21 protein-coding genes and 1 tRNA gene are annotated in these 20253 nt (G+C 64.8%); 11 read left to right on the forward strand and 11 right to left on the reverse strand.

Translation table 11 applies throughout. The annotated features are described in order from the left end of the window. The 6 genes from F7R26_RS12670 to F7R26_RS12695 all read left to right on the forward strand — a co-directional run bounded on the left by F7R26_RS12670 (position 1) and on the right by F7R26_RS12695 (position 4294). A complete protein-coding gene (locus F7R26_RS12670; RefSeq protein ID WP_150983249.1) occupies positions 1-396 on the forward strand; it encodes a hypothetical protein in 396 nt (131 codons plus the stop codon). 11 nt (positions 397-407) lie between these two features. Then, positions 408-1163: a hypothetical protein gene (locus F7R26_RS12675; RefSeq protein WP_150983248.1), complete on the forward strand. Its 756-nt coding sequence runs from the start codon at positions 408-410 to the stop codon at positions 1161-1163. A 35-nt stretch (positions 1164-1198) separates the two neighbouring features. Continuing rightward, positions 1199-3022 (forward strand): DNA cytosine methyltransferase, encoded by a 1824-nt coding sequence (locus F7R26_RS12680; protein WP_150983354.1) that lies wholly within the window; start codon positions 1199-1201, stop codon positions 3020-3022. Then, positions 3019-3630, forward strand: a complete 612-nt coding sequence (locus F7R26_RS12685) for an HNH endonuclease signature motif containing protein (protein ID WP_150983247.1) — start codon at positions 3019-3021, stop codon at positions 3628-3630. The genes F7R26_RS12680 and F7R26_RS12685 overlap by 4 nt, the downstream gene beginning before the upstream one ends. Beyond that, positions 3614-3964 (forward strand): hypothetical protein, encoded by a 351-nt coding sequence (locus F7R26_RS40785; RefSeq protein WP_206702489.1) that lies wholly within the window; start codon positions 3614-3616, stop codon positions 3962-3964. Before F7R26_RS12685 ends, F7R26_RS40785 begins: the two co-directional genes overlap by 17 nt. Before the next feature lie 72 nt (positions 3965-4036). After that, entirely contained in the window at positions 4037-4294 is a 258-nt protein-coding gene (locus tag F7R26_RS12695; protein ID WP_150983246.1) for a hypothetical protein, read from the forward strand. 3 nt (positions 4295-4297) lie between these two features. Here F7R26_RS12695 and F7R26_RS12700 read toward each other — a convergent pair whose 3' ends face one another. Then, the gene (locus tag F7R26_RS12700; protein ID WP_150983245.1) at positions 4298-5356 is read right to left on the reverse strand and encodes a tyrosine-type recombinase/integrase; all 1059 of its coding nucleotides are present in this window, start codon (positions 5354-5356) and stop codon (positions 4298-4300) included. A 272-nt stretch (positions 5357-5628) separates the two neighbouring features. On the opposite strand from F7R26_RS12700, the gene F7R26_RS12705 reads away from it, so the two are divergent. From F7R26_RS12705 to F7R26_RS12720, 4 genes are all read left to right on the forward strand, one after another. Then, the gene (locus F7R26_RS12705) at positions 5629-6360 is read left to right on the forward strand and encodes a class I SAM-dependent methyltransferase (RefSeq protein ID WP_193692070.1); all 732 of its coding nucleotides are present in this window, start codon (positions 5629-5631) and stop codon (positions 6358-6360) included. 99 nt (positions 6361-6459) lie between these two features. Further along, complete coding sequence (gene rnhA / locus F7R26_RS12710; RefSeq protein ID WP_150983353.1) at positions 6460-6897, forward strand: ribonuclease HI; 438 nt, start codon at positions 6460-6462, stop codon at positions 6895-6897. Positions 6898-6971: 74 nt separating this feature from the next. Then, positions 6972-7694, forward strand: a complete 723-nt coding sequence (gene dnaQ, locus F7R26_RS12715) for a DNA polymerase III subunit epsilon (RefSeq protein ID WP_150983243.1) — start codon at positions 6972-6974, stop codon at positions 7692-7694. Positions 7695-7826: 132 nt separating this feature from the next. Continuing rightward, positions 7827-7901 (forward strand) — tRNA-Val (locus F7R26_RS12720). 155 nt (positions 7902-8056) lie between these two features. On the opposite strand, the gene F7R26_RS12725 is transcribed toward F7R26_RS12720, so the two are convergent. The 7 genes from F7R26_RS12725 to F7R26_RS12755 form a co-directional block, all read right to left on the reverse strand. After that, positions 8057-8650, reverse strand: a complete 594-nt coding sequence (locus tag F7R26_RS12725; RefSeq protein WP_150983242.1) for a ParB-like protein — start codon at positions 8648-8650, stop codon at positions 8057-8059. Between the two features lie 521 nt (positions 8651-9171). Next, entirely contained in the window at positions 9172-9993 is an 822-nt protein-coding gene (locus F7R26_RS12730) for an IclR family transcriptional regulator (RefSeq protein WP_150983241.1), read from the reverse strand. A gap of 184 nt (positions 9994-10177) precedes the next feature. Beyond that, positions 10178-10954 carry a CoxG family protein gene (locus tag F7R26_RS12735; RefSeq protein ID WP_150983240.1) on the reverse strand — a complete coding sequence of 259 codons (777 nt, stop codon included), beginning with the start codon at positions 10952-10954 and terminating at the stop codon, positions 10178-10180. Then, positions 10944-11420, reverse strand: a complete 477-nt coding sequence (locus F7R26_RS12740) for a (2Fe-2S)-binding protein (RefSeq protein ID WP_150983239.1) — start codon at positions 11418-11420, stop codon at positions 10944-10946. Before F7R26_RS12740 ends, F7R26_RS12735 begins: the two co-directional genes overlap by 11 nt. A gap of 9 nt (positions 11421-11429) precedes the next feature. Next, positions 11430-12296 (reverse strand): FAD binding domain-containing protein, encoded by an 867-nt coding sequence (locus F7R26_RS12745; RefSeq protein WP_150983238.1) that lies wholly within the window; start codon positions 12294-12296, stop codon positions 11430-11432. After that, the gene (locus F7R26_RS12750; RefSeq protein ID WP_150983237.1) at positions 12289-14583 is read right to left on the reverse strand and encodes a xanthine dehydrogenase family protein molybdopterin-binding subunit; all 2295 of its coding nucleotides are present in this window, start codon (positions 14581-14583) and stop codon (positions 12289-12291) included. Before F7R26_RS12750 ends, F7R26_RS12745 begins: the two co-directional genes overlap by 8 nt. 72 nt (positions 14584-14655) lie before the next feature. Then, on the reverse strand, positions 14656-15636 hold the full coding sequence (locus F7R26_RS12755; protein ID WP_150983236.1) for a Bug family tripartite tricarboxylate transporter substrate binding protein: 981 nt from the start codon (positions 15634-15636) through the stop codon (positions 14656-14658). A 317-nt stretch (positions 15637-15953) separates the two neighbouring features. Between F7R26_RS12755 and F7R26_RS12760 the strand changes: the two genes are divergently transcribed. Further along, positions 15954-16544, forward strand: coding sequence for a MarR family winged helix-turn-helix transcriptional regulator (locus tag F7R26_RS12760; RefSeq protein ID WP_150983235.1), 591 nt, complete (start codon positions 15954-15956; stop codon positions 16542-16544). Positions 16545-16613: 69 nt separating this feature from the next. Here the strand turns inward: F7R26_RS12760 and F7R26_RS12765 are convergent, their stop codons facing one another. From F7R26_RS12765 to F7R26_RS12775, 3 genes are all read right to left on the reverse strand, one after another. Further along, positions 16614-17909: an MFS transporter gene (locus tag F7R26_RS12765; RefSeq protein WP_241754534.1), complete on the reverse strand. Its 1296-nt coding sequence runs from the start codon at positions 17907-17909 to the stop codon at positions 16614-16616. A gap of 288 nt (positions 17910-18197) precedes the next feature. Next, complete coding sequence (locus tag F7R26_RS12770; RefSeq protein ID WP_150983234.1) at positions 18198-19154, reverse strand: PDR/VanB family oxidoreductase; 957 nt, start codon at positions 19152-19154, stop codon at positions 18198-18200. A gap of 102 nt (positions 19155-19256) precedes the next feature. Continuing rightward, a complete protein-coding gene (locus F7R26_RS12775) occupies positions 19257-20246 on the reverse strand; it encodes a VOC family protein (RefSeq protein ID WP_150983233.1) in 990 nt (329 codons plus the stop codon). Positions 20247-20253: the final 7 nt, after the last annotated feature.

Here is a 20253-nt window from a genome sequence, read left to right on the forward strand (position 1 = left end):
ATGCTCACCAAAGTTCAGATAGCCCAACTGGAGGTGGCGGCCCGCAAGCGCGAGGAAAAGGAGGGATGCATCATCGGCGCCATCCAGGCGGGCGCCCAGCGCGGTGCCACCCTAAATGAGATAGCTGGCTGCACCGGTATCCCTGCCAAGACGGTCTACCAATACCTCGGCGAGCTTCATGAAGACGAGCGGATCCATATCGGATCGTGGCGCGTCGAGGGGACTCGCGTTAGGCGCGCATACGTTTGCGGCCCTGGCGAAGATGCAAAGCGTATCTCGCTGGACGACATCCGCGAAGACCGATTGGAGGACGAGATCCTAGCCGAGACGCTGGAAGAACACCGCCGCTGGGCGGATTCGTGGAAGCCGCGGCGCGCAGATGCCGTGTGGTTTTGAGGAGAAAAAAGATGAGCGAATCCCATTTGAGCGGCGGCAACCAAAGCCTGCCGAGCGAAGAACTACAATCCGCTGTGCCGCACGTTTCCGGCGCGCCGGATCGGATCGTGCTGTGCGTCGGCGACATCCCGGTGAACACGCCCTTTAGCGATTTGCAGGAGGTCACCTGGTGCGCGAGCAGTCAGAACAACGCCGACATCGAGTATGTCCGCGCCGATCTTGCCGCACCGGCGGCTCCCTTCATCATCCTTGAAGGCTTGGGCACGCGACTCCTGGCGCCACGCGAGATCGCGCGGGATGCAGATGGCCACCTGTTTCACCCCGACCTGCCGGTCTGCGACGAGGGCACTCGCTACGACCTGTTCTTGGCCGCCTTTGGCCTGGAAGCCTCGTTTGTCAGCATGGAGAGCGATTGCAAGGACCAAGCGCTCCTAGACCGCTATTTCGACGACGGCGATCCAGACTGCAGCGCCTGGGTACCGAGCACGCCCGATGGCGAGGGTTGGGTACTGCTCGAGATCTACCCCACGGAAGACGGCCCTTACGCTCTGTTCGTGCGCCGGAAGGCGGAGGAGAAGCGGGTTCGCCGCCGCCGCGCTTGTCCGGCACCCGTGGAGGATGCTATTTGCACGGCCGGCCTGCATGACGTGCGTGAATGGGTCATCGAACACCGCCCCGCCATGACGTTGCGCCGCGAGCCGGTCGATAGGTATATGCGCGTCCTGGCGCTACTCGACACCGCAATCGCCAAGGGAGAGCCGCTTTGATCCGCGACCAATTCTTGCTGGACATCGCCGAAGAAATGATCGTGGACAACTTCGCCGGCGGCGGCGGTGCCAGCTGCGGTATTGAGCTCGCGCTTGGTCGGCATGTGGATGTCGCTATCAACCACGACCCCGAGGCCGTGGCCATGCACGCGATCAACCATCCGCAGACCGATCACCATTGCGAATCTGTGTGGGATGTTGATCCGGTCGCGCTCGCTGCCGGCCGCCCCATCGGCTTGGCGTGGTTCTCACCCGACTGCAAGCACTTCAGCAAGGCCAAGGGCGGCACACCGGTGAAGAAGGAGATTCGTGGCTTAGCGTGGGTGATGCTCCGCTGGGCACTGCTCGTGCGTCCGCGCGTCATGCCGCTGGAGAACGTCGAGGAATTCGTGACTTGGGGCCCGCTCATTGAGCTCGAGCCGGGCCGGTTCATGCCAGATCCCGCGCGCAAGGGCGAGACATTCCATGCATTCGTGGCTATGCTGTCCGACGGCATCGATCGCGACCACCCAGCCTTCTCGGAGGCGTGCGAGTTTCTGTCCATCGACCCAGATGGCGTGATGGCGGGTCAGCTTCTGGCGGGCCTCGGCTATGCGGTCGACTGGCGTGAGCTGCGAGCCTGCGACTATGGCGCCCCGACGATCCGCAAGCGACTGTTCCTAATCGCCCGCTGCGACGGCAAGCCCATCGTATGGCCAGAGCCGACGCATGGAAAGCCTGATAGCCCGGCCGTGAAGGCGAAGCAGCGTAAGCCGTGGCGCACGGCGGCAGAGTGTATCGACTTCAGTCTTGATGCGGATAGCATCTTCGACCGGAAGAAGCCCTTGGCGATGAATACGCAACGCCGTGTCGCAAAGGGGCTCTGGCGACATGTCCTGACCAGCGCCAAGCCATACATCGTCGCGAGACCAGATTCACGCCTCGTCACGCCGTTCCTGACGGAGCACGCCAATTCCAGTAGTCAGCGGACGATGGCCGCTGACGAACCCATCCGAACACTCTGCGCGCAGGTCAAGGGTGGTCACTTCTCCGTTGTGGCGCCTACCCTTGCTCCGCTGCGAGGCACCAGCGAACCGCACCTGAGTAGCCGCAGCGTCGAAGAGCCGACGTCCACAGTATCAGCAGGCGGAACGCATCACGCGTTGGTCAGCGCGCACCTGATCACCATCGGCTATGGCGAGCGCGAAGGCCAGCAAGCCCGAGCCCAGGACATCGTGGCGCCGCTAGGTACGGTCGTTGCCGCAAACAAGCACGCCCTGACTACTGCCTTCTTTGAGCAGGCCAATGGCGGCTTCTATGACGGTGACGGGCGTGCCGCCGACACGCCGCTCTCAACCATCATGTCTTCTGGCAGCAACCAGCGCCTGGTGACAGCCTACCTGGTGAAGTACTACAGCTCGGGGGGGCAGTGGAATGACCTCAACGAGCCGATGCACACGCTGCCCACCAAAGGGCGCATGGGCTGCGTGCAGTCTATGCAGATTCCAGTTGAGCTCCTATTGCCGGAGCAACGCGTGCGGGCTCGCCAGTGCGCGCAGCTGCTGCACGAGCACCTGCCTGAGCATTTCCCCGAGCCAGCTGACCTGATCCTGATGCGCCACGATGGCGTCTGGTGGGTATTGGTCGACATCACCCTGCGGATGCTCGAAGCGCATGAGCTGTACCCGGCCCAAGGCTTCCCTGCGGGCTACGTAACAGCGCCAGTGATCAATGGACGCCGCCTGCCGAAGCATGCCCAGGTGCGCATGTGCGGCAACAGCGTCAGTCCACTCATGGCAGCCGCGCTGATACGCGCGAATGTGCCTGAGATGGCAAGCTGGTCAGCTCGGGAAGCGCGCCGCATGGAGGCTGCAGCATGAAGCGCCGCAACTGGAGCGAGGTCGAGATCGAGGCTATGCACCTCTTCTACCCCGATACCCTCACCGAGGCCTTCGCGCGCGCGTTCGACCGCCCCATCGGCGGCGTGTACGCCATGGCAGCCCGACTCGGAATCCAGAAAAGCGCGGCTTTCCTTGCGCTACAGGTGGTCGGTCGCATTGACGCGAAGCATGGCAAGTCCACGCGTAACCGGGAGGGACAGCCTGCCAGGAACAAGGGTGGCCCGGGAAGCAAGTCAACGCAGTTCAAACCCGGGCGCCGCTCGCCCACCTGGAAGCCGATCGGGAGCGAGCGCGTCAGCAAGCATGGCTACCTGCAGCGCAAGGTGACCGATACCGGGCGGGGCAAGCTCGACTGGATCGAGGTGCACATCCTCGTCTGGACAACAGCGAACGGCCCGGTGCCCGCGGGCCACCTGGTGACGTTCAAGGACGGCAACAAGTCGCATATCGCGCTAGACAATCTGGAGCTCGTCTCCCGCACCGACCTGATGCTGCGGAACTCGGTCCACCAATACCCGCCCGAGCTCGTCGCCGTGATGCAAATGATGGGCTACCTCAACAGGAGGATCAATGCAAAACATAGATAAGTTGCGGGATCACTTGTTCGCCACGCTCGATGGCCTGCGCGACAAGACAAACCCGATCAGCGTCGAGCAGGCCAAGGCAGTCGCCGAGGTCAGCCAGACCATCATCAACAGTGCAAAGGTCGAGGTCGAATACCTGAAGGCCACCGGCGGCAAAGGCAGTAGCCGGTTCCTCGAAGGCGCCCGCGCCGAAGCGCCGGCCGTCATTGCTCAGACTGTTGATGCCGCCGCACCAGGCACCGACGAGAAGAAGCCAGAGCCGGCGGCCGTGGCGTCGTTCCCCACTGCCGGCAGCAGCGGCATCCTAGGCATCAGGCGCCATATCATGAAGGGATAGAAAGACTGTGACTGAAGCCGCACAACGAATCATTGAATTGACCCGCCAGGCTTGGCAGATTGGAGAGAAGAGATGAGCATGGTCAGCGCGCTGTACCTTCTGGTCGGAAGATTCGGGAATGCCACGCTGCTCGACTTCGACCAGGCCTGCGAGGCCCTGGCATTGACGAAGAGTTGGGGATACAAGCTCTCGTCTGCTGGCACCTTCCCGGTGCCGCTGCGCAAGGTAGGCAACAAGATGTATGCCGACATCCGCGACGTTGCAAGCCACCTGGACACCGAGCGGGACAAGGCGGAAGCTGAGTTCAGGCGCTCACGCCCATCACATTGACCGTCAGGCCACAATGCGCAGTTGTGGCCGCTCCCTCTTATGAATCGCCTCCGGCTTGATGTGCGTGTAACGCCGCAGCATGGCCCATGTCTTGTGGCCGGACATCAGCTGGACCTCGGGTATGGTGAATCCCCGCTCGAACAGCCTGCTGATGCCGTCGTGACGTAGGTCATGGAGATGGAGGTCGACAATCTTGAGTTCCTCGACCGCCTTGGCGAATCGCCGGGATACTGTCCCGCGAACATAGGGGAAGATGCGCGGCTCGTTCTCGGTTCGAGGCTGTCGCAAGATAATTTCCATCGCTTCTATGAGCAACGGCACCTCCTGGTCGTTGCCTTTCTTCTCCCGCGGGTCCTTTCGGTCACGAATGACGATCGTCCGCGCGGCCTCATTGAAGTCTTCCCATCGAAGGCCGGTGATCTCGCCAGCGCGCATCGCAGTGGCTACTGCGAAGTCGACGATGTCCCACATCGGGATCTTCTGGCGTTCGCCGCACCCTCGAAAGTAGCCTTTGATCGCGGTGAGTTCATCCTCGCTGGGGCGCCTGCTACGGGTATTTGAGCTACCCACCACACCGAGAAACTTGAGTGTCTCCCTGGCCGCCGGGATCGGATTCGCGAATTCCTTCAGTTTGAACAGCCCATGGGCCGCCCGGAAGACTGTGGAGAGGTGACTGATATTGCCCGCGACAGTGGATGGTGCGCTGCCAGCTTTGCGCCGGCGCAGCGCGAAGTCCACGACGTTCTTCTCTTCTATGCGGCGCAGCTCTACCCTGCCAATCTCGTCGTTCTTGATCATCCCGAAATCGGCGAGCTTGCTGACCCCTATGGGCTTGATCGCCCCCACCTCTTCGATGTAGCGGTCGATCAGATCCTCCAGCGTCATGTACCTGGTGGTCTTGTCCGTCGCGATGATGTTCTTGCCAAGCTTGATGTCACTCTCGATCTGCTCGGACCACCGCTCGGCGTCCCCACGCTTCTCGAAGGTGCGCACCAGACGCGGATGACCCTTTCGCGTTACGGTCGCCCGAAACTTGCCGCGGTGCTCGATGATAGACGCCATAAAAGGTCCCGCCCCAACAGGTAGAATCGATGTGCAAACCAACGCTCCAGACCATCCACCCAATTTGGCCTGGGGATCTGGTAGCAATTTTGGTAGCAATTCTACTGTAAACGACGGAAGGTAGCAGAAAACAGCGGAAAGAATCCTCCCAATCTAAGGGGGCGATAATCTAGAAAACATAAGGCTTTCCGGGTGCTACCAAGGGGCGCGACGTGAGAAAAAGTGCGATTATAAATTGGGAAGACTGGCTTGCCTCGCCACCCGGGCAATACATGCTCCAGTGGGAGCAGGCGCAGTACGACCGGACCGTGGTGGATATCTTCGGCTACCACGCGGTGCAGCTCGGCCTGCCGCACATCGACACCCTGCGCGAGAACCGCATGCCGTTCTCCGCACTGGCCCTTGCCCCCGGCAACGGACCCCACGGCCCACGGGCACAGGCCGATTCGCGCCAGTTGCTGTGCCGCTTCGACGAACTGCCGTTCGAGACGCAAAGTATCGATCTGATCACCCTGCCCCACATTCTGGAATTTTCGGAAGACCCGCACGAGGTGCTGCGCGAGGTGTCCCGCGTGCTGATGCCGGAAGGCCGGGTGGTGGTGACCTGCTTCAACCCCATGAGCCTGTGGGGCGCCCGCCAAGGCCTCAAGCGGCTCGGCGCCGACCCATTCCTGCCCAATGACAGCCAGTCCATCGGCTTCGTGCGCATCAAGGACTGGCTCAAACTCCTGGGTTTCGATATTATCCGCGGCCGGTTCGGCTGCTATTGCCCGCCATACCACACGGAGCGCTGGCTGCAGCGCGCCGCCTTCATGGAGAAGGCCGGCGACCGCTGGTGGCCGATCTTCGGTTCAGTCTATATGATCTCGGCGGTCAAGCGCGTGCGTAATATCCGCCTGGTCGGTCCCGCCTGGAAGAGCCCCAAGGCTGCCCTGTCGCCAGTCGCCGCGCCGGTGGCGACCCCCACGGGCACCCACGGCAAGTCCCCCGGCGACGAGCATTAAGCGCCATCCAGGCGCTGCCGCCCCCCAATCACCCCGGTTGGCCCCGCCTCATCGCGGTGCCAACCTTAGCGTAGCCAATACCCAATGGAACCCAGCGAAATCGAAGACGTGATCATCTATTCGGACGGCGCCTGCAAAGGCAACCCCGGGCGCGGCGGCTGGGGCGCCGTGCTGGTGTCCGGCACCAACGAGAAAGAGCTGTTCGGCGGCGAAGCCCTCACCACCAACAACCGCATGGAAATGACGGCCGTGATCGAGGCCCTGCGCGCGCTCAAGCGCCGCTGCCGGATCAAGGTCTACACCGACTCCCAATACGTGCAGAAGGGCATCGGCGAATGGCTGCCGGGCTGGAAGGCCCGCGGCTGGAAGACCGCCGACAAGAAGCCGGTAAAGAATGCCGACCTCTGGCAGGAAATGGACAAGCTCGCGCAGCAGCACGACATCACCTGGCACTGGGTCCGCGGCCACAATGGCCATCCCGGCAACGAACGCGCCGATGCCCTTGCCAACCGTGGCGTCGACTCGCTCAAGGGATAAAGCCGGCCCCGTACCGCCTCATAGCGCCCCACACCGGCCCGACTACCCCCGCCCCACCGGTTAGAATGCCCGCCATGCGACAGATCGTTCTCGACACAGAAACCACCGGCCTGAGCGCCGCCACCGGCGACCGCCTGATTGAAATCGGCTGCGTGGAGCTGCTCAACCGCCGCCTCACGGGCAGGCATCTGCACTTCTACGTCAACCCGGAACGCGATATCGATGAAGGCGCGATCGCGGTGCACGGCATCACCGTGGACTTCCTGGCCGACAAACCCAAGTTTGCGGAAGTGGTCAACGAGATCCGGGATTTCGTCCAGGACGCCGAGCTGATCATCCACAACGCGCCCTTCGACCTTGGCTTCCTCGACATGGAGTTCAAGCTTGCCGGGCTGCCGCCGTTTCGCGAGCACGCTGGCAATGTGATCGACACCCTGCGCGAAGCCCGCCAGATGTTCCCCGGCAAGCGCAACTCGCTGGACGCCCTGTGCGACCGCCTCGGCGTCAGCAACGCGCACCGGACCCTGCACGGCGCATTGCTCGATGCCGAGCTGCTGGCCGAGGTCTACCTCGCCATGACGCGCGGCCAGAACTCGCTGGTGATCGACATGCTCGACGGTGGCGGCGCCGAGAGCGACGCCGTGGCCGCCACCGACCTCTCCCGCCTCGACCTGCCCGTACTGATGGCCAGCGAAGATGAAGCCACCGCCCACCTGGCGGTGCTCAAGCAGCTGGAAAAGGCGAGCGGCGGCAAGGTCGTGTGGAAGGAAGCACCGCCGGCGACCGAAGCGGCATAGACGGGGCAAGATTGCCGTCCGAAAGCAGCCAACGGATTTTTTGCAGAAATTTCCAGGAAGGGCTTTACAAGATACAACGGCACTGACATAATCTTGTTTCTCTGCAGCACGGCAGTAACAGCGCAGCAGCAGGGGTGGTTAGCTCAGCGGTAGAGCACTGCCTTCACACGGCAGGGGTCACAGGTTCAATCCCTGTACCACCCACCAAATTAGTGGCTAGCAACTGCCTACGTTGCCGAAAACCCAGACAGCGAAAGCTCTCTGGGTTTTTTGTTGCCCGGCGTTGTTGCCCGGCAGCCCAGGCCGGGAGAGTCAGCTCAGCCAATCATTTGCCGAGCCCCTGGTGCTGACTCTGGTGCTGATTACGCGGCGTATCCTGGCAGGCCGACAGCCAGCTTGCCCTTTGCCAGCGCGATGCCTCGCTGGACCGCCGCGTGAAAGTCAGCGCTCAGGTCCTCGACGGCGATGGCGCGGCGAAAGAAGTCCGCCCACACGAACTCCGCAAAGGCGGTAGGCGTCTTGGTGTAGCCACCAGCGTCTCGCACATACCCGGCCAGCGACCGATAGGGATCGTCGACCAGCTTCTCCAGGTGATTGGGAACCGCGGCGTAGTAGTGCCGCACGCCATGTTCGTCCAGGGGATGAACCCATAGCCTCTTGTCCATCTCTCCCCAGAATTCGTCCTGCGCACAAGCAGACAGATCCGCCTCCACGGTGAAAAAGCCCGTGGTGACGCCAGCTTCCAGGGCCGCCCGCCCGAGATGATGGTGATCGGTGATGTAAAGCTTGCCGCCCGGCCCGCTCACCGCCGGAATCGGATGGGCCTGCAGGAACTCGCGCTGCTCGGCAGGCTTTAGCGAGGCCAGGTGTTTCTTCTTGTCTTGCACTTCGATCATGCCCACCGTCAGCTGCGTCGGGTGGAGTTCGTGAATCAGGGATTCGCGGACCGATGACATGTTGCCCTCCTCTTCCTATTTCTGCACAGGTTCTGCACAAGGCAAGATTAGCAGGCATATTGCCACCCATCAGAACAAATAAGGAATGGGTGCGCGGCAGGCAGTCAAGGCGGATGTGGATTTCGCTCGCCGTCAGGTGCGCCGGTAATGCCGTCGGCAACGCCGGACAGGCCTTCCCCGCATCTTGGGTTCGCGATAAAAGATGGCCCGGATCGCGAACGCATACACCCCGACGATCAGCAAGGCAACGACAAGGAGGGAGAAAACCGGCATGACGGGCTCCGATTGGGCTTGCTCGAACGCTCATCGACCATGGAGGCACCGATTGCGAGGATGCTGCTACATGTGCCCATCGCCAATTTCTGACGCGTTCGTGCAGTTAGACACGAATTTCCAGCGCACATTCCAGGTCCCCGCGGGTTCAATGCCGGATTTGCGTGGCGCGGGGAAGGAGCGGCGCTTGCCCGTCACCCCCAGGCGACAAGCCAGTGGCAGCGGCCTGCACCGGCCTGGCCAGCGTCCTACAAATTAACGACAGCCCCACCTTCCGACGGTCGATAGTCCAGCAACCGGGATAGCTCCCCCGCCGCACTCCTCACCTGCTGCACCATGCCATCGAGCCGCTCCGGATCGATTCGCGAAGCCGGGATGGTGGCGCCAAGCGCCGCCACTACCTTGCCGCTGCGGTCCCGCACCGGCGCGGCGATGGTCGAGATGCTGGTTTCGAAGAAGCCTTCCTGCAGCACATAGCCGCGCTGGCGGTCACGCTGGACCATGTCGAACAGTGCTTCGACGGTCTTGGGTGTGCTCTCCGAGAAGACCTCCAGTTGCGGCTCGGGATAGAGATCACGCAGTTCCGCCAGCGTCAGATCCTCAAGCAGCACGCGGCCAAGCACGGTGGCGTGCGCCGGCAGGCGCGTGCCCACATTGACCGAACTGGCGAACGGCGTAGGCGCCACGGACTTGGCCACGTAGACGATGGAGCGGCCGTCGCGCACCACCAGGTTGCATGGGTAGTTGATCTCGTCACGCAGGCGGTCCAGCAGCGGCCGGCCGAGTTCTGTCAGCTCCAGCGAAGCGAGGTAGTCAAAGCCAAGGCGCAATACGGCCATGCCGAGCCGGAATTCACGGCCGCCATCGGTACGCTCGACAAAGCCCATCATCTCCAGCGTGGTCAGCAGGCGGAACACCGTGGAGCGCGGAACCTGCAGCCGGCGCGCCAGTTCGGCGGCAGACAGGGTCCGCTCGTTGCGGCTGAACTCGCCCAGCAGGCGCAGGCCGCGTTCCAGCCCTGGCACGATGTACTTGTCCTGGAGATCGGTAGGCTCGAGGGCATCTGTCATGGTGATATCTCTGCGAATGAGTACTTTGGCGTGCTATATGGTAACGGCTTTGGCTTCGGCCCTGCCCTGCAGCCCGGCCGGTGCGGATGACGCACCTTGCATCCCGATGCGCCGCCCGCGACTGTCCGATATAACACGCCCTGCATCTATCCTCCAACACTTCCATCACCAAAGCCGCACGCGCTCACTTCAGATAGTCCCGCAGCCAGGCGCCGCACTCGCCCGCGTGCTGTGCCGGCCAGTGCACGGTAATGGTCGCATTGGGCTGGCGCACTTCGATGCAGATATCCGTGAGCGGGCCCCTGTCCACGGCGGGCGCGGGCGAGAACAAGCGCGACCACCAGCCTGTGCCGCGACGGGGGCTGGCTTGTATGGCGTGAGCCGGGATGGCGGCCGGGCCAGCGGGAATTCCCTCGATGGCGGAGGCGGGCGAGGCGGGCGAGGCGGCCTGCGCCTTCGCAACCGTTTGCGCTGCAGCGGGCGCAGCGGACGCCACCGCCGGCTCCGCCTCGGCAGGCGCCACCAACCGCGCCGACAGATTCGTGCCGAACTCCTCCCACATCCGGTCCGCCTTCGTCTTCATCACGCTCAAGCCGAACGTGCCAAGGCGGCCCAGCACGTCCACGTTGATCTTCATGCGCAGCTCGGTCTTGCCGTCGGGCTGCCCGGTCAGGAAGATCTCGCTGGACTGCTTGAGCGAGCTGGCCACGGAGGCGTCCTCGCCCGTGCCTTCGCTACGCAGGTAGTTGGGCGCGCGCATCTCCACGATGGTGGTCTTGATCTTGAAGCGCGCGCTGACAAAGGCAATCTTGACCTGGATGTGCGAGATGTACTCCACATCGCTGACCACCTCGATCGACTGCATGCCCGGCACGCAGCCGCCCATCACATTGGGATCGAGCAGCAGTGCCCACACTTGCGCCGGCGCTGCGCCGACGATCAGGCTTTTTTCAATTTCCACGCATCTTCTCCGCGGCGGACAGAATGGATTCGACGATGCCGACGTAACCGGTGCAGCGGCACAGGTTGCCGTTCAGGCCGGCGCGGACCTCCTCTTCTGTCGGGTTGGGGTTATGCGCCAGCATGGCGCAGGAGGTCATCAGAAAACCGGGTGTGCAGTAGCCGCACTGCAGGCCACCGCACTCCATGAAACTTTGCTGCAGCGGGTGCAGTTCGCCGCCGGCGCCGAGGCCTTCGACGGTGGTCACGTCGCGCCCGCGTGCCTGCACGGCAAGCATCAGGCAGGACTTCATGACTTCGCCGTCCACCAGCACGGAGCAGGCGCCGCAGATGCCGGTCTCGCAGCCACGCTTGGTGCCGGTCAGGTTGAGGTCGTCGCGCAGCAGGTCCGACAGCAGGCGCCGCGCGGGCACTTCCACGCTGTGGTCTTCGCCGTTGACAGTGAGTTCGATATGGATCTTTTGCATGGGGAATCCTTAGTCCGCCGCCAGCCCGAATAGCGTGGCGATGCTTCGCCGCGCTACGGTCCGTACCATCTCGCGGCGATAGTCCGCGTTGCCGCGCATATCGGAAACGGGGTCGATGTCCGCGGCGACGATGTCCGCCGCCTCGGCGGCCACTTCGGGCGTGACGGCCTTGCCGGCCAGGAACGCCTCGGCACGCCGCAGCCGCGCCGGAATCGGCGTGGATGCGCCGACCGCAAGGCGCGCCTCGATGCACGTGGCGCCAGTCCGGCGAGCCAGCAGCGCGACGCTGGCCAGCGGCCGGTGCTCGGCAGCCGTGCGCAGGAAACGCGCGTAGTGGCCGAGCGCATCCGGCGCCGGTGCGGGAATGCGGATCTCGGTCACGATCTCATCGGGCTCGAGCGCCGTCGTGTAGTAGTCGACCAGGAACGCCTCCATCTCCAGCACGCGCTCGCCGCTCCTGCCGGCGAGCACCACCTGCGCCCCCAGCGCCATCAGGCAACCCGGCGGATCGGTGGCGGGATCGGCATAGCAAAGGTTGCCGCCGATCGTGCCCTGGTTGCGCACCTGCGGATTGGCCACGCGCCCTGCCATGCTGGCCAGCATGGGGTAATGCGCCTGCACCAGCTTTGAGCGCGCCACCTGCGCATGCAAGGCCAGCGCGCCGATGCGCAAGCCGGTGCGCGAATCGAACTCGATCTTGCGCAGTGCATCGAGTTGGCCAAGCGATACCAGATGGGTGGGCGTGAGCATGCGCTGGCGCATGCCGAGCATCAGCGCGGTGCCGCCGGCAATCACCCTGCACTCGTCGCCCAGGTCGGCCAGCATGCGGCTGGCTTCCTGCACCGAGCCGGGCTCCAGAAATTCGAAATTACGCATGGCACGCCTCCTTTTCCTTGCGCTCGCGCAGCGCGGCCAGCACCTTCTCCGGCGTGATGGGCAGCGAAGCAATGCGCACGCCGATGGCGTCATAGACCGCATTGGCGATGGCGGCCGCGCCCGGCAGGATCGCGGTTTCGCTGGCGCCCTTGGCGCCGTAGGGCCCGTTGGGCTCAACCGACTCGACCACATCCGTGCGCAGCGCGGGCACAGCGTCAGCGGTCGGCATGGTGTAGTCGGCGAAGTTGCCGTTCAGGATGCGGCCATCCTCGACCTGCACGTGTTCATACAGCGTCCAGCCGATCGCCTGCACGGTGGCGCCATGCGTCTGGCCGTGCACGGCCAGCGGGTTGATGGCCTTGCCACAGTCGTCCGACACGAAGCTATCGATCAACGTGACCTGCCCGGTGGCCATGTCCACTTCCACTTCGACGGCCTGCGCCGCGAACGAGTAGGCCGGCGCAATGTTGCCGTAGTAGTTAGCGTCGTGCATCACGGTGGGCGCATCGTAGGTGGCGCGCACCATCAGGCCTTCGCCGCCATGGCGGAAGATATGCAGCCGTGCTATCTCGGCAAGCGTGGCGCGTTTGGTGTCGTCATTGCGGGCGCGGATCACGCCGTCGAGCAGTTCCAGTTCGTCCTGTGGCACGCCGAGCTTCTCTGCGGCCACGGCCAGCAGTTTCTGCTTCGCCTCGCGCGCGGCCCGCATCACTGCGTTGCCGGAAATGATGGTGACGCGCGATGCCAGCGAGCCGAGGCAGAACGGCGCCACATCGGTATCCGGCGCGCTCACGGTGACATGCGACAGCGCAATGCCCAGCTCCTGGGCGCAGATCTGGCTGAGCATGGTGTTGGCGCCCTGCCCCATGTCGCACTCGCTGGTGAGCAGCATGACGCGCCCGTCCTCGTTGACCTTGAGCACGATGGTGGAGCCGTCCCAGTTGCCCAGCGTGCGGTTGCCGCTGACGTGCATGGCGGCCGCAACGCCGAGCCCGCGCCGGCGCATGCCGGTTCGCCGCGAGGCATCGGCGCGGCGCGCATCCCACTGGATCGCTTCGCGCGCCTGCTCGAGGCATTCCACCAGGCCGCTGCTGCCGATCTTCCAGCCATGGACGCTGGTGTCCCCGGAGCGGATGGCATTGCGCTTGTGGATTTCGATGGGGTCCATGCCGAGCATTTCGGCCAGCATGGTGAGGTGGCTGTTCAGCGGAAACTGCATCTGCTGCCCGCCAAAGCCGCGGAACGCGCCGCGCGGCGGATTGTTGGTATAGGCGAGCACGGCGTTGGAGCGCACGTTCTCCAGGCGATGCATGTTGTCGCTGCGCATGGCGCTCACGTGCATCACGTCGCCAGCCAGGCCCGCGTAGGCGCCGCACTCGGCCACGATATTGACGTCCTTGGCGACGATCATCCCTTGCGCGTCCAGGCCCATCTTCAGCCAGACCCGCGCCGGCACGCTGGAGCGCGCGCCGAGGAAATCCTCGAGCCGGTTGTTGACGAGGCGCACCGGGCGGTCGAGCCGCGTTGCCAGCAAGGCCGCGATCAGGCTGTTGCTCTCCTCCACGATCTTGGCGCCAAAGCCGCCGCCGGTGACCGCCTGGATCACGCGGATGGTGGACACCGGCCGGTCCAGCGCTTCAGCCAGGCGCGCGCGCGCCAGGAACACGGACTGCGTCGAGGCCCAGACCGTGAGCCGGCCATTGCCATCCTGGGCGGCCACGGTGGCCATCGGCTCCAGGTAGCCGGGATACTGCGAATGCATGTCGTACGTGGCCTCGTAGACCACTGCGGCGCGCGCGAAGCCGGCTTCGACGTCGCCGCGCTCGATATGCATCTCATGGGCGATATTGCGCGTGCCCGGGTGCAGCTCCGCTGCGCCATCGGCAAGCGCTGCATCGGGGCTGAAGATGGCGGGCAGTTCTTCGTACTCCACGCGGATCAGGTCCAGTGCATCGCGCGCGGTTTCCTCATCCACCGCGACCACCGCGGCAACCTCCTCACCGACGTGGCGGACCACGCCAGCGGCAAGAATGCGCTGCTCCTTGCGATGCGTGCCCCACAGCCGCGACGGCGTATCCTCGCCGGTCAGGACCAGCTTGACGCCCCGCAGCGCACGCGCCGCCGCGGTGTCGATGCGAACGATGCGGGCATGCGGATACGGGCTGCGCAGCACCTTGGCATGCAGCATGCCGGCCTGCTTGATGTCGCCGGCATACACGGCCCTGCCCATCACCTTCTCCCGCGCCGTCACTTGCGGCGTGGCGCTTCCCACTGTCGACGTGCTCATGCCGACCTCCTGCTAGTCAGAAAACCACTGAAAACCATGAAGACGCCGGCGAGCGTTGCCGCCGGCGTCGCGTCACTCGGCGGTAATGCCGAAATCCTTGATGACCTTGCCCAGCCGCTCGTAGTCGGAAGCATTGATCTTTTCCAGCACGGCAGGCGCGCCGCCCACCGGCACCGCGCCGAAGGTGGCCATCTTCTCGGCGATGTCCGGCATCTTGACGATCTCGTTGAGCTGCTCGTTGAGCAGCTTCACCACCTCGGCCGGCGTGCCCTTGGGCGCCATGACGCCGTGCCATGCGCCTACGATGACGTCCTTGTAGCCAAGCTCGGACAGCGTCGGCACATTGGGCAGCAGCGCAGAGCGCTTCGGATCGGTCACGGCCAGCGCAAGCAGCTTGCCCGTGTTGATGTACTGGGCCACCGGCCCCAGCGTCACGTAGGCGAAGTTGACGTGGCCCGCGACGACATCGTTGACGGCGGGCGCAACGCCCCGGTACGGCACATGCTGGATCTTCACGCCAGCGGCGCGGTTCAGCCACTCGCCGGCGATATGCATGGGCGAGCCCGCGCCAGGGGTGGCATACGTCAGCGGCTTGCCGGCCTTCGCGGCGGCCACCATTTCCTGCACGGTCTTGATGCCGGCGCCCGGATACGCCACCAGCAGCACGGTCTGCGTGCCGGTCTGGATGACCGGGGTGAAGCCATGCAGCGCGTCGTAGCTGGAGCTGGCGGGGAGCTTGAGCACCATCGGCGCCGTCGTGAACGGATTGGGCGTAAACAGCAGCGTGTAGCCGTCGGCCGGCGCGCGGCCGACCATGGCGTTGCCGACCACGCCGCCAGCGCCCGGCTTGTTCTCCACGATCACCGGCTGCTTGAGGCGCATCGACAGCTTCTCCGCGTACATGCGCGCCATGGAGTCCGTGTCGCCGCCCGGCGGATAGGCGACCACGATCGTGACCGGTTTGGCGGGATAGCCAAGCGCAAAGGCGCTGCCGCCTCCCAGGGCAATCGCGGCGAGCGCTGTGGCAAGGACGTGTCGGCGGGCAAGGTTCATCTACGGCTCCTGTGGGGGCGCTCCACTTGCGCGGGGCATGCATGGTGGGGCGGGGTTAGGCACGGCTAAGGGACGGGAACGCATTCGATGTGCGTTTTATTAGCAAAACATTAGTTCAGGAGAGGAACGTGCCATTCATACTAGATCGTCCTTGTTGACTGCTCAACTTACTGCAATCACCAATTGACATACGCCTTATTTGCAAAATCAAAAATAGGAGATCATGACGAGAAGGAGGCAGCACATCGGAGCCCCTATGAGACAATCGGCTCCGCCCCCCCTGATCAGCCGCCGTCCGGCGGCATTTCCTGAAAGACATGGATCCGATGAAGCGCGCAGCCGGAACGACAACCGACACCGGCGACAAGGCAGTGCCCCCGAAAACCGACTGCCCCTGGGCGCAACTGGACGAGCAAGGCAACGGGCTCGATGTCGACGACTTCCTGACGACGATGCTCAGCCAGTTGGTCAACGCCTTGCGCCGCACCGTGACGCTGCCCTACGCCGAGCAGTTCGCGCTAACGGTGCCCGAATGGCGCCTGCTGGCCCTGCTGGCGCACGCGCGGCAGTTGCCTTTTGCGGAACTGGTGCTGCAATCCACATCGGACAAGGCGCTGGTGAGCCGAACGCTGCGGCTGCTCGAAGGCCGCGGGCTGGTGAAGCTGGATGCCGAGGGCAACACCCCGCGCAAGAAGCTGATCTGCAGCATCACGCCGGAAGGCCTGGCGCTGCATGAGCAAGTGATGCCGCTGGCCAGGAAGGGCCAGGCGGAGGTGATCCGGCTGCTTGAGCCGGAAGAGCGCCGAGCGATGTACCAGGCGCTGAGGAAGCTGCACGGCCTGTGCGTGACGCCCGGGCGCGGCGACGCCGGCGGGGGTGGGGGTGGGGGCGGGGGCTGGGGCGAATAAGCGCGCACGAGAACGAACAAAGCCCGTGGCAGCTGGCGCTGCCACGGGCTTCAGGTCGTGCTTCGCGGATCAGGCCTCGAGTTGCTCGAGCACCTTGCCCTTGGTCTCGATGCCAAGGAAGTGGATGGTCAGCGCCGCCACGAACGGCACCGTCGCCAGCGCGTAGAAAGCGGTGCTGAGATTGCCCGAGCCGATCGTGCTGGCCACCAGCGTCGGGGCGAAGATCGCCGCCAGCTTCAGCCACGCGCCCCCAAAGCCGCAGCCCATGGCGCGGATGCTGGTGGGATACAGCTCAGGCGTGTACACGTAGGCCGTGATAAAGCCACTGGCCAGGAAACCAAGCGAGAGCGCGCAGAGCCCGGCCACGACGTACACCGACGCCGCGTGGAACACGCCGGCCAGCGCCAGCGATATCGCGCACAGGATGAACGAGACGTTGATCACCGGCTTGCGGCCCACCTTGTCGACAATCATCGCGCACACCAGCGAGCCGATCACCCCGAGCACCGATGCGCCCGCGGCCAGGTTCAGGGCCAGCTGCAGCGGTGCGTGATACACCGTCTTGTAGATCGTCGGCAACCAGGTCGACAGCCCATACTGGATAAAGCCGCAGGTCGCCCACAGCATCCACACCGCCAGCGTGCGGCCGATATAGGCCTTGCTCAGCAGATCCCGGACACGCCGGCGGGGGTGCTTGCCGGTCATCGCGTCGTACGCGGATACGTCGCCCAGCGGCGCCAGCGGCCCCTTGGCGCGCGACTCGAACGTCGCGAGCGCGCGGTCGGCCTCGGCCAGGCGGCCCTTCTCCGCCAGCCAGCGCGGCGATTCGGGAATGGCCCGGCGCAGGATGAAGAACAGGATGACCGGAGCGCCGCCGATGAAGTACATCACGGTCCAGCCGAAGCGCGGCACCAGCCACGCGCCGACTGCATTGGAGATCAGCAGGCCAATCGGGAACACCACCTCGTACAGCAGCACGAAGCGCCCGCGCCCGTGGGCACGCGTCACTTCGTTGATATAAGTGGCGGCCACCGGCAGCTCACCGCCCAGGCCCAGGCCCTGCACGATGCGCAGCAAGGCAAAGATTTCGAACGAGGGCGCGAAACCGCAGGCGATGCTCATCAGCCCGATGATGCCCGCGCTCCAGCCAATCGAGTTAAGGCGGCCAAAGCGCTCGGCCAGCGCGGGAAACAGCAGCGCGCCGATCAGTTGCCCGACCGACGGCGCCGCGATCAGAAAGCCGATCTGACCCGGCGTGAGCGACCACATCGAGATCAGCAGCGGCAGCGTGGCGGCGATGGCGATCACGTCAAAGCCATCGAAGAACGTGGCCAGGCCGATCAGCAGCCGCGCCCTGACATGCATGCCATTGCTGGGCAGGCGCTCGATGCGGGCGATGATCTCGCCCCGGGTGGTTGCCACGGGGGCGTCAGTGGCGCGCTCGCCACCGCCTGCCGTGCTGGTGCTGGATGGGGTCGCCACACCCTCGGCGTTCGCGTTGGCGAACGGGGCCTCTTGTCTCTGGATCAACACGGTGTTTCTCTTCTAAAGTATCCGAGGCAGGCAGCCGCCCCGCGCTGGCGCATTGCCGGACTTGCCCGGCAATGGCCACCCCCGTTGGCGCCGCGATGGATGCGGCGCGCGGTGGCGCGCTTAGAGGTCCAGGACCAGGCGCTTGCCTTTGCAGCCTGACACGCAAACCATCATGGTCTGGTTCGACTCGCGCTCGCTCTTGCTGAGCACGCCGTCACGGTGTTCGGGAATGCCTTCGAGCACGCGCGTCTCGCACGAGCCGCATACACCTTCCTTGCAGCTGTGCTCCACCGCGATGCCCGCTTCGAGCAAGGCATCCAGCAGGGACTTGCCCGCGGGCACTTTCAGCTCGCTGCCCGTGCTTGCCAGCGCCACGGTGTACTCGCCGTCCTGCACAGCCGCCACCGACGGGTCGGCGGCGAAGCGTTCGATATGGACTTCGGGATAGCCATGGCCGGCGCAGGCGGCTTCGAAGGCATTGAGCATCGGGCCCGGGCCGCAGCAATAGAAATGCGTGCTGGCGGCTTGCCCGGCCAGCAGCGCGGACAGGTCCGGCGGGCTGCCGGCCTCGTCGTCGAAGTGCATGCGCACCGCGTCGCCGTAGGCGGCCAGTTCGTCCGCGAAGGCAGCTTCCTCGCGCGAGCGTGCGCAGTAAAGCAACGTGAAGGACCGCCCGAGTTCATGCAGCCGGCGCGCCATGCACACGATCGGCGTCACGCCGATGCCGCCGGCCACCAGCACCGTGTGTGCCGCCCCCTCGTCCAGCGCGAAGTGGTTGCGCGGCGCGGCCACCGTGAGCGTGCTGCCCACGCGCAATTGCTCATGCACATAGCGCGAGCCGCCACGGCTGCCGCGGTCGAGCAGCACGCCCACCACGTAGCGGTCGCGCACTTCCGGCGCGCCGCACAGCGAGTAGCTGCGCACCAGGCCATTGCCCAGATGCAGGTCGATATGCGCGCCTGGCGCGTACTCGGGCAACGCATGCCCGTGCGGATCGCGCAGTTCCACGCTGACGATGCCGCGCGCTTCGAAACGCATGGCCTGCACGCGCAGGCTCAGGGATTGGCTGGGACTCATGGCACTTCCTTCGGTTGCTTCGTGTTACTTCGTGTTGCTTGTCTAGCTTGTTTTGCCTGCGTTGCTTATGTTGCCCGCGTTGCCTGCGTTGCCACGCCGTGCTCAGCGCTTCTCCGTCAGGAACTTGCCTTGCGGGCCGCCCGCGTTCTTCTGCCTGCGCGTATTGCCGTCCAGCCCGCCCTCCACCGCCCATTCGGCGAACATGGTCGGGCCCGGCTCGAAATCGCGCGGCTCCCAGTTGGCATCCAGCTGGTCTTCATCGGCGTAGTACTCGATCAGGCCCCCGGCCGGATTCTTGAAGTACCAGAAATACGCCGACGAAATCGGATGCCGGCCCGGGCCAAGCTGCGTATCCCAGCCGCTGCGCGACACATGCAGGCCGCCGCCGAACACCTCGTGGATATCGCGCACGGTAAAAGCCACATGGTTCAGCCCGCTCTTGGCCTGCGGCAGCTGCAGCAGGAACAGGTCGTGGTGGCCGCCGTCCGGCGCGCAGCGCAGGAAGGCGCCGCGGCCCGGATAGTGGTCCGACGGCACGAAGCCCAGCTTCTCGGTGTAGAAACGCTCGGTGGCGGCCACGTCCTTGACGAAGAAGACCACGTGCCCTACCTCGATCGGCGTGGCACGTTCGTAGATCGGGCTGCGCTGGTTCATGCGCGGCTTGTCGTTCCACGTGTTCATCGCGGCGCATTCCACCTCGACCTCGCGCTTGCGGGTCAGCTGGAAGCGCACGGCTAGGCCGTTCGGGTCCGTGCAGCCAACGCGTTCGCCTTGCTCGCCCTGCACGCCGTGCTCGCCTGTGCTGACGAAGCCCGGCTCGGCGCGGATGGCATCCGCGATCCGGTCCAGCGCGGCTTGCGTGTCCACGCCCCACACCACCTCGCGCAGCGTCGGGCCGTCTTCCATTGCCGCCGGCAGTGCCGGGTCGTCGGTGCGGCGCACCAGGATGCGGCAGCCGTTCAGCGTCTCGAAATCCAGCCCGGCCGCATCCTCGCGCACCAGCGTGAGGCCCCAGTCGGCGAAGAAGCGCCGGCAGGCGTCCAGGTCGTCGGCACCGTAGACGATCTCGTCGATGCCCAGAATCGTGTTCATTACCCTC

The organism is Cupriavidus basilensis (assembly GCF_008801925.2).
Lineage (GTDB): Bacteria > Pseudomonadota > Gammaproteobacteria > Burkholderiales > Burkholderiaceae > Cupriavidus > Cupriavidus basilensis.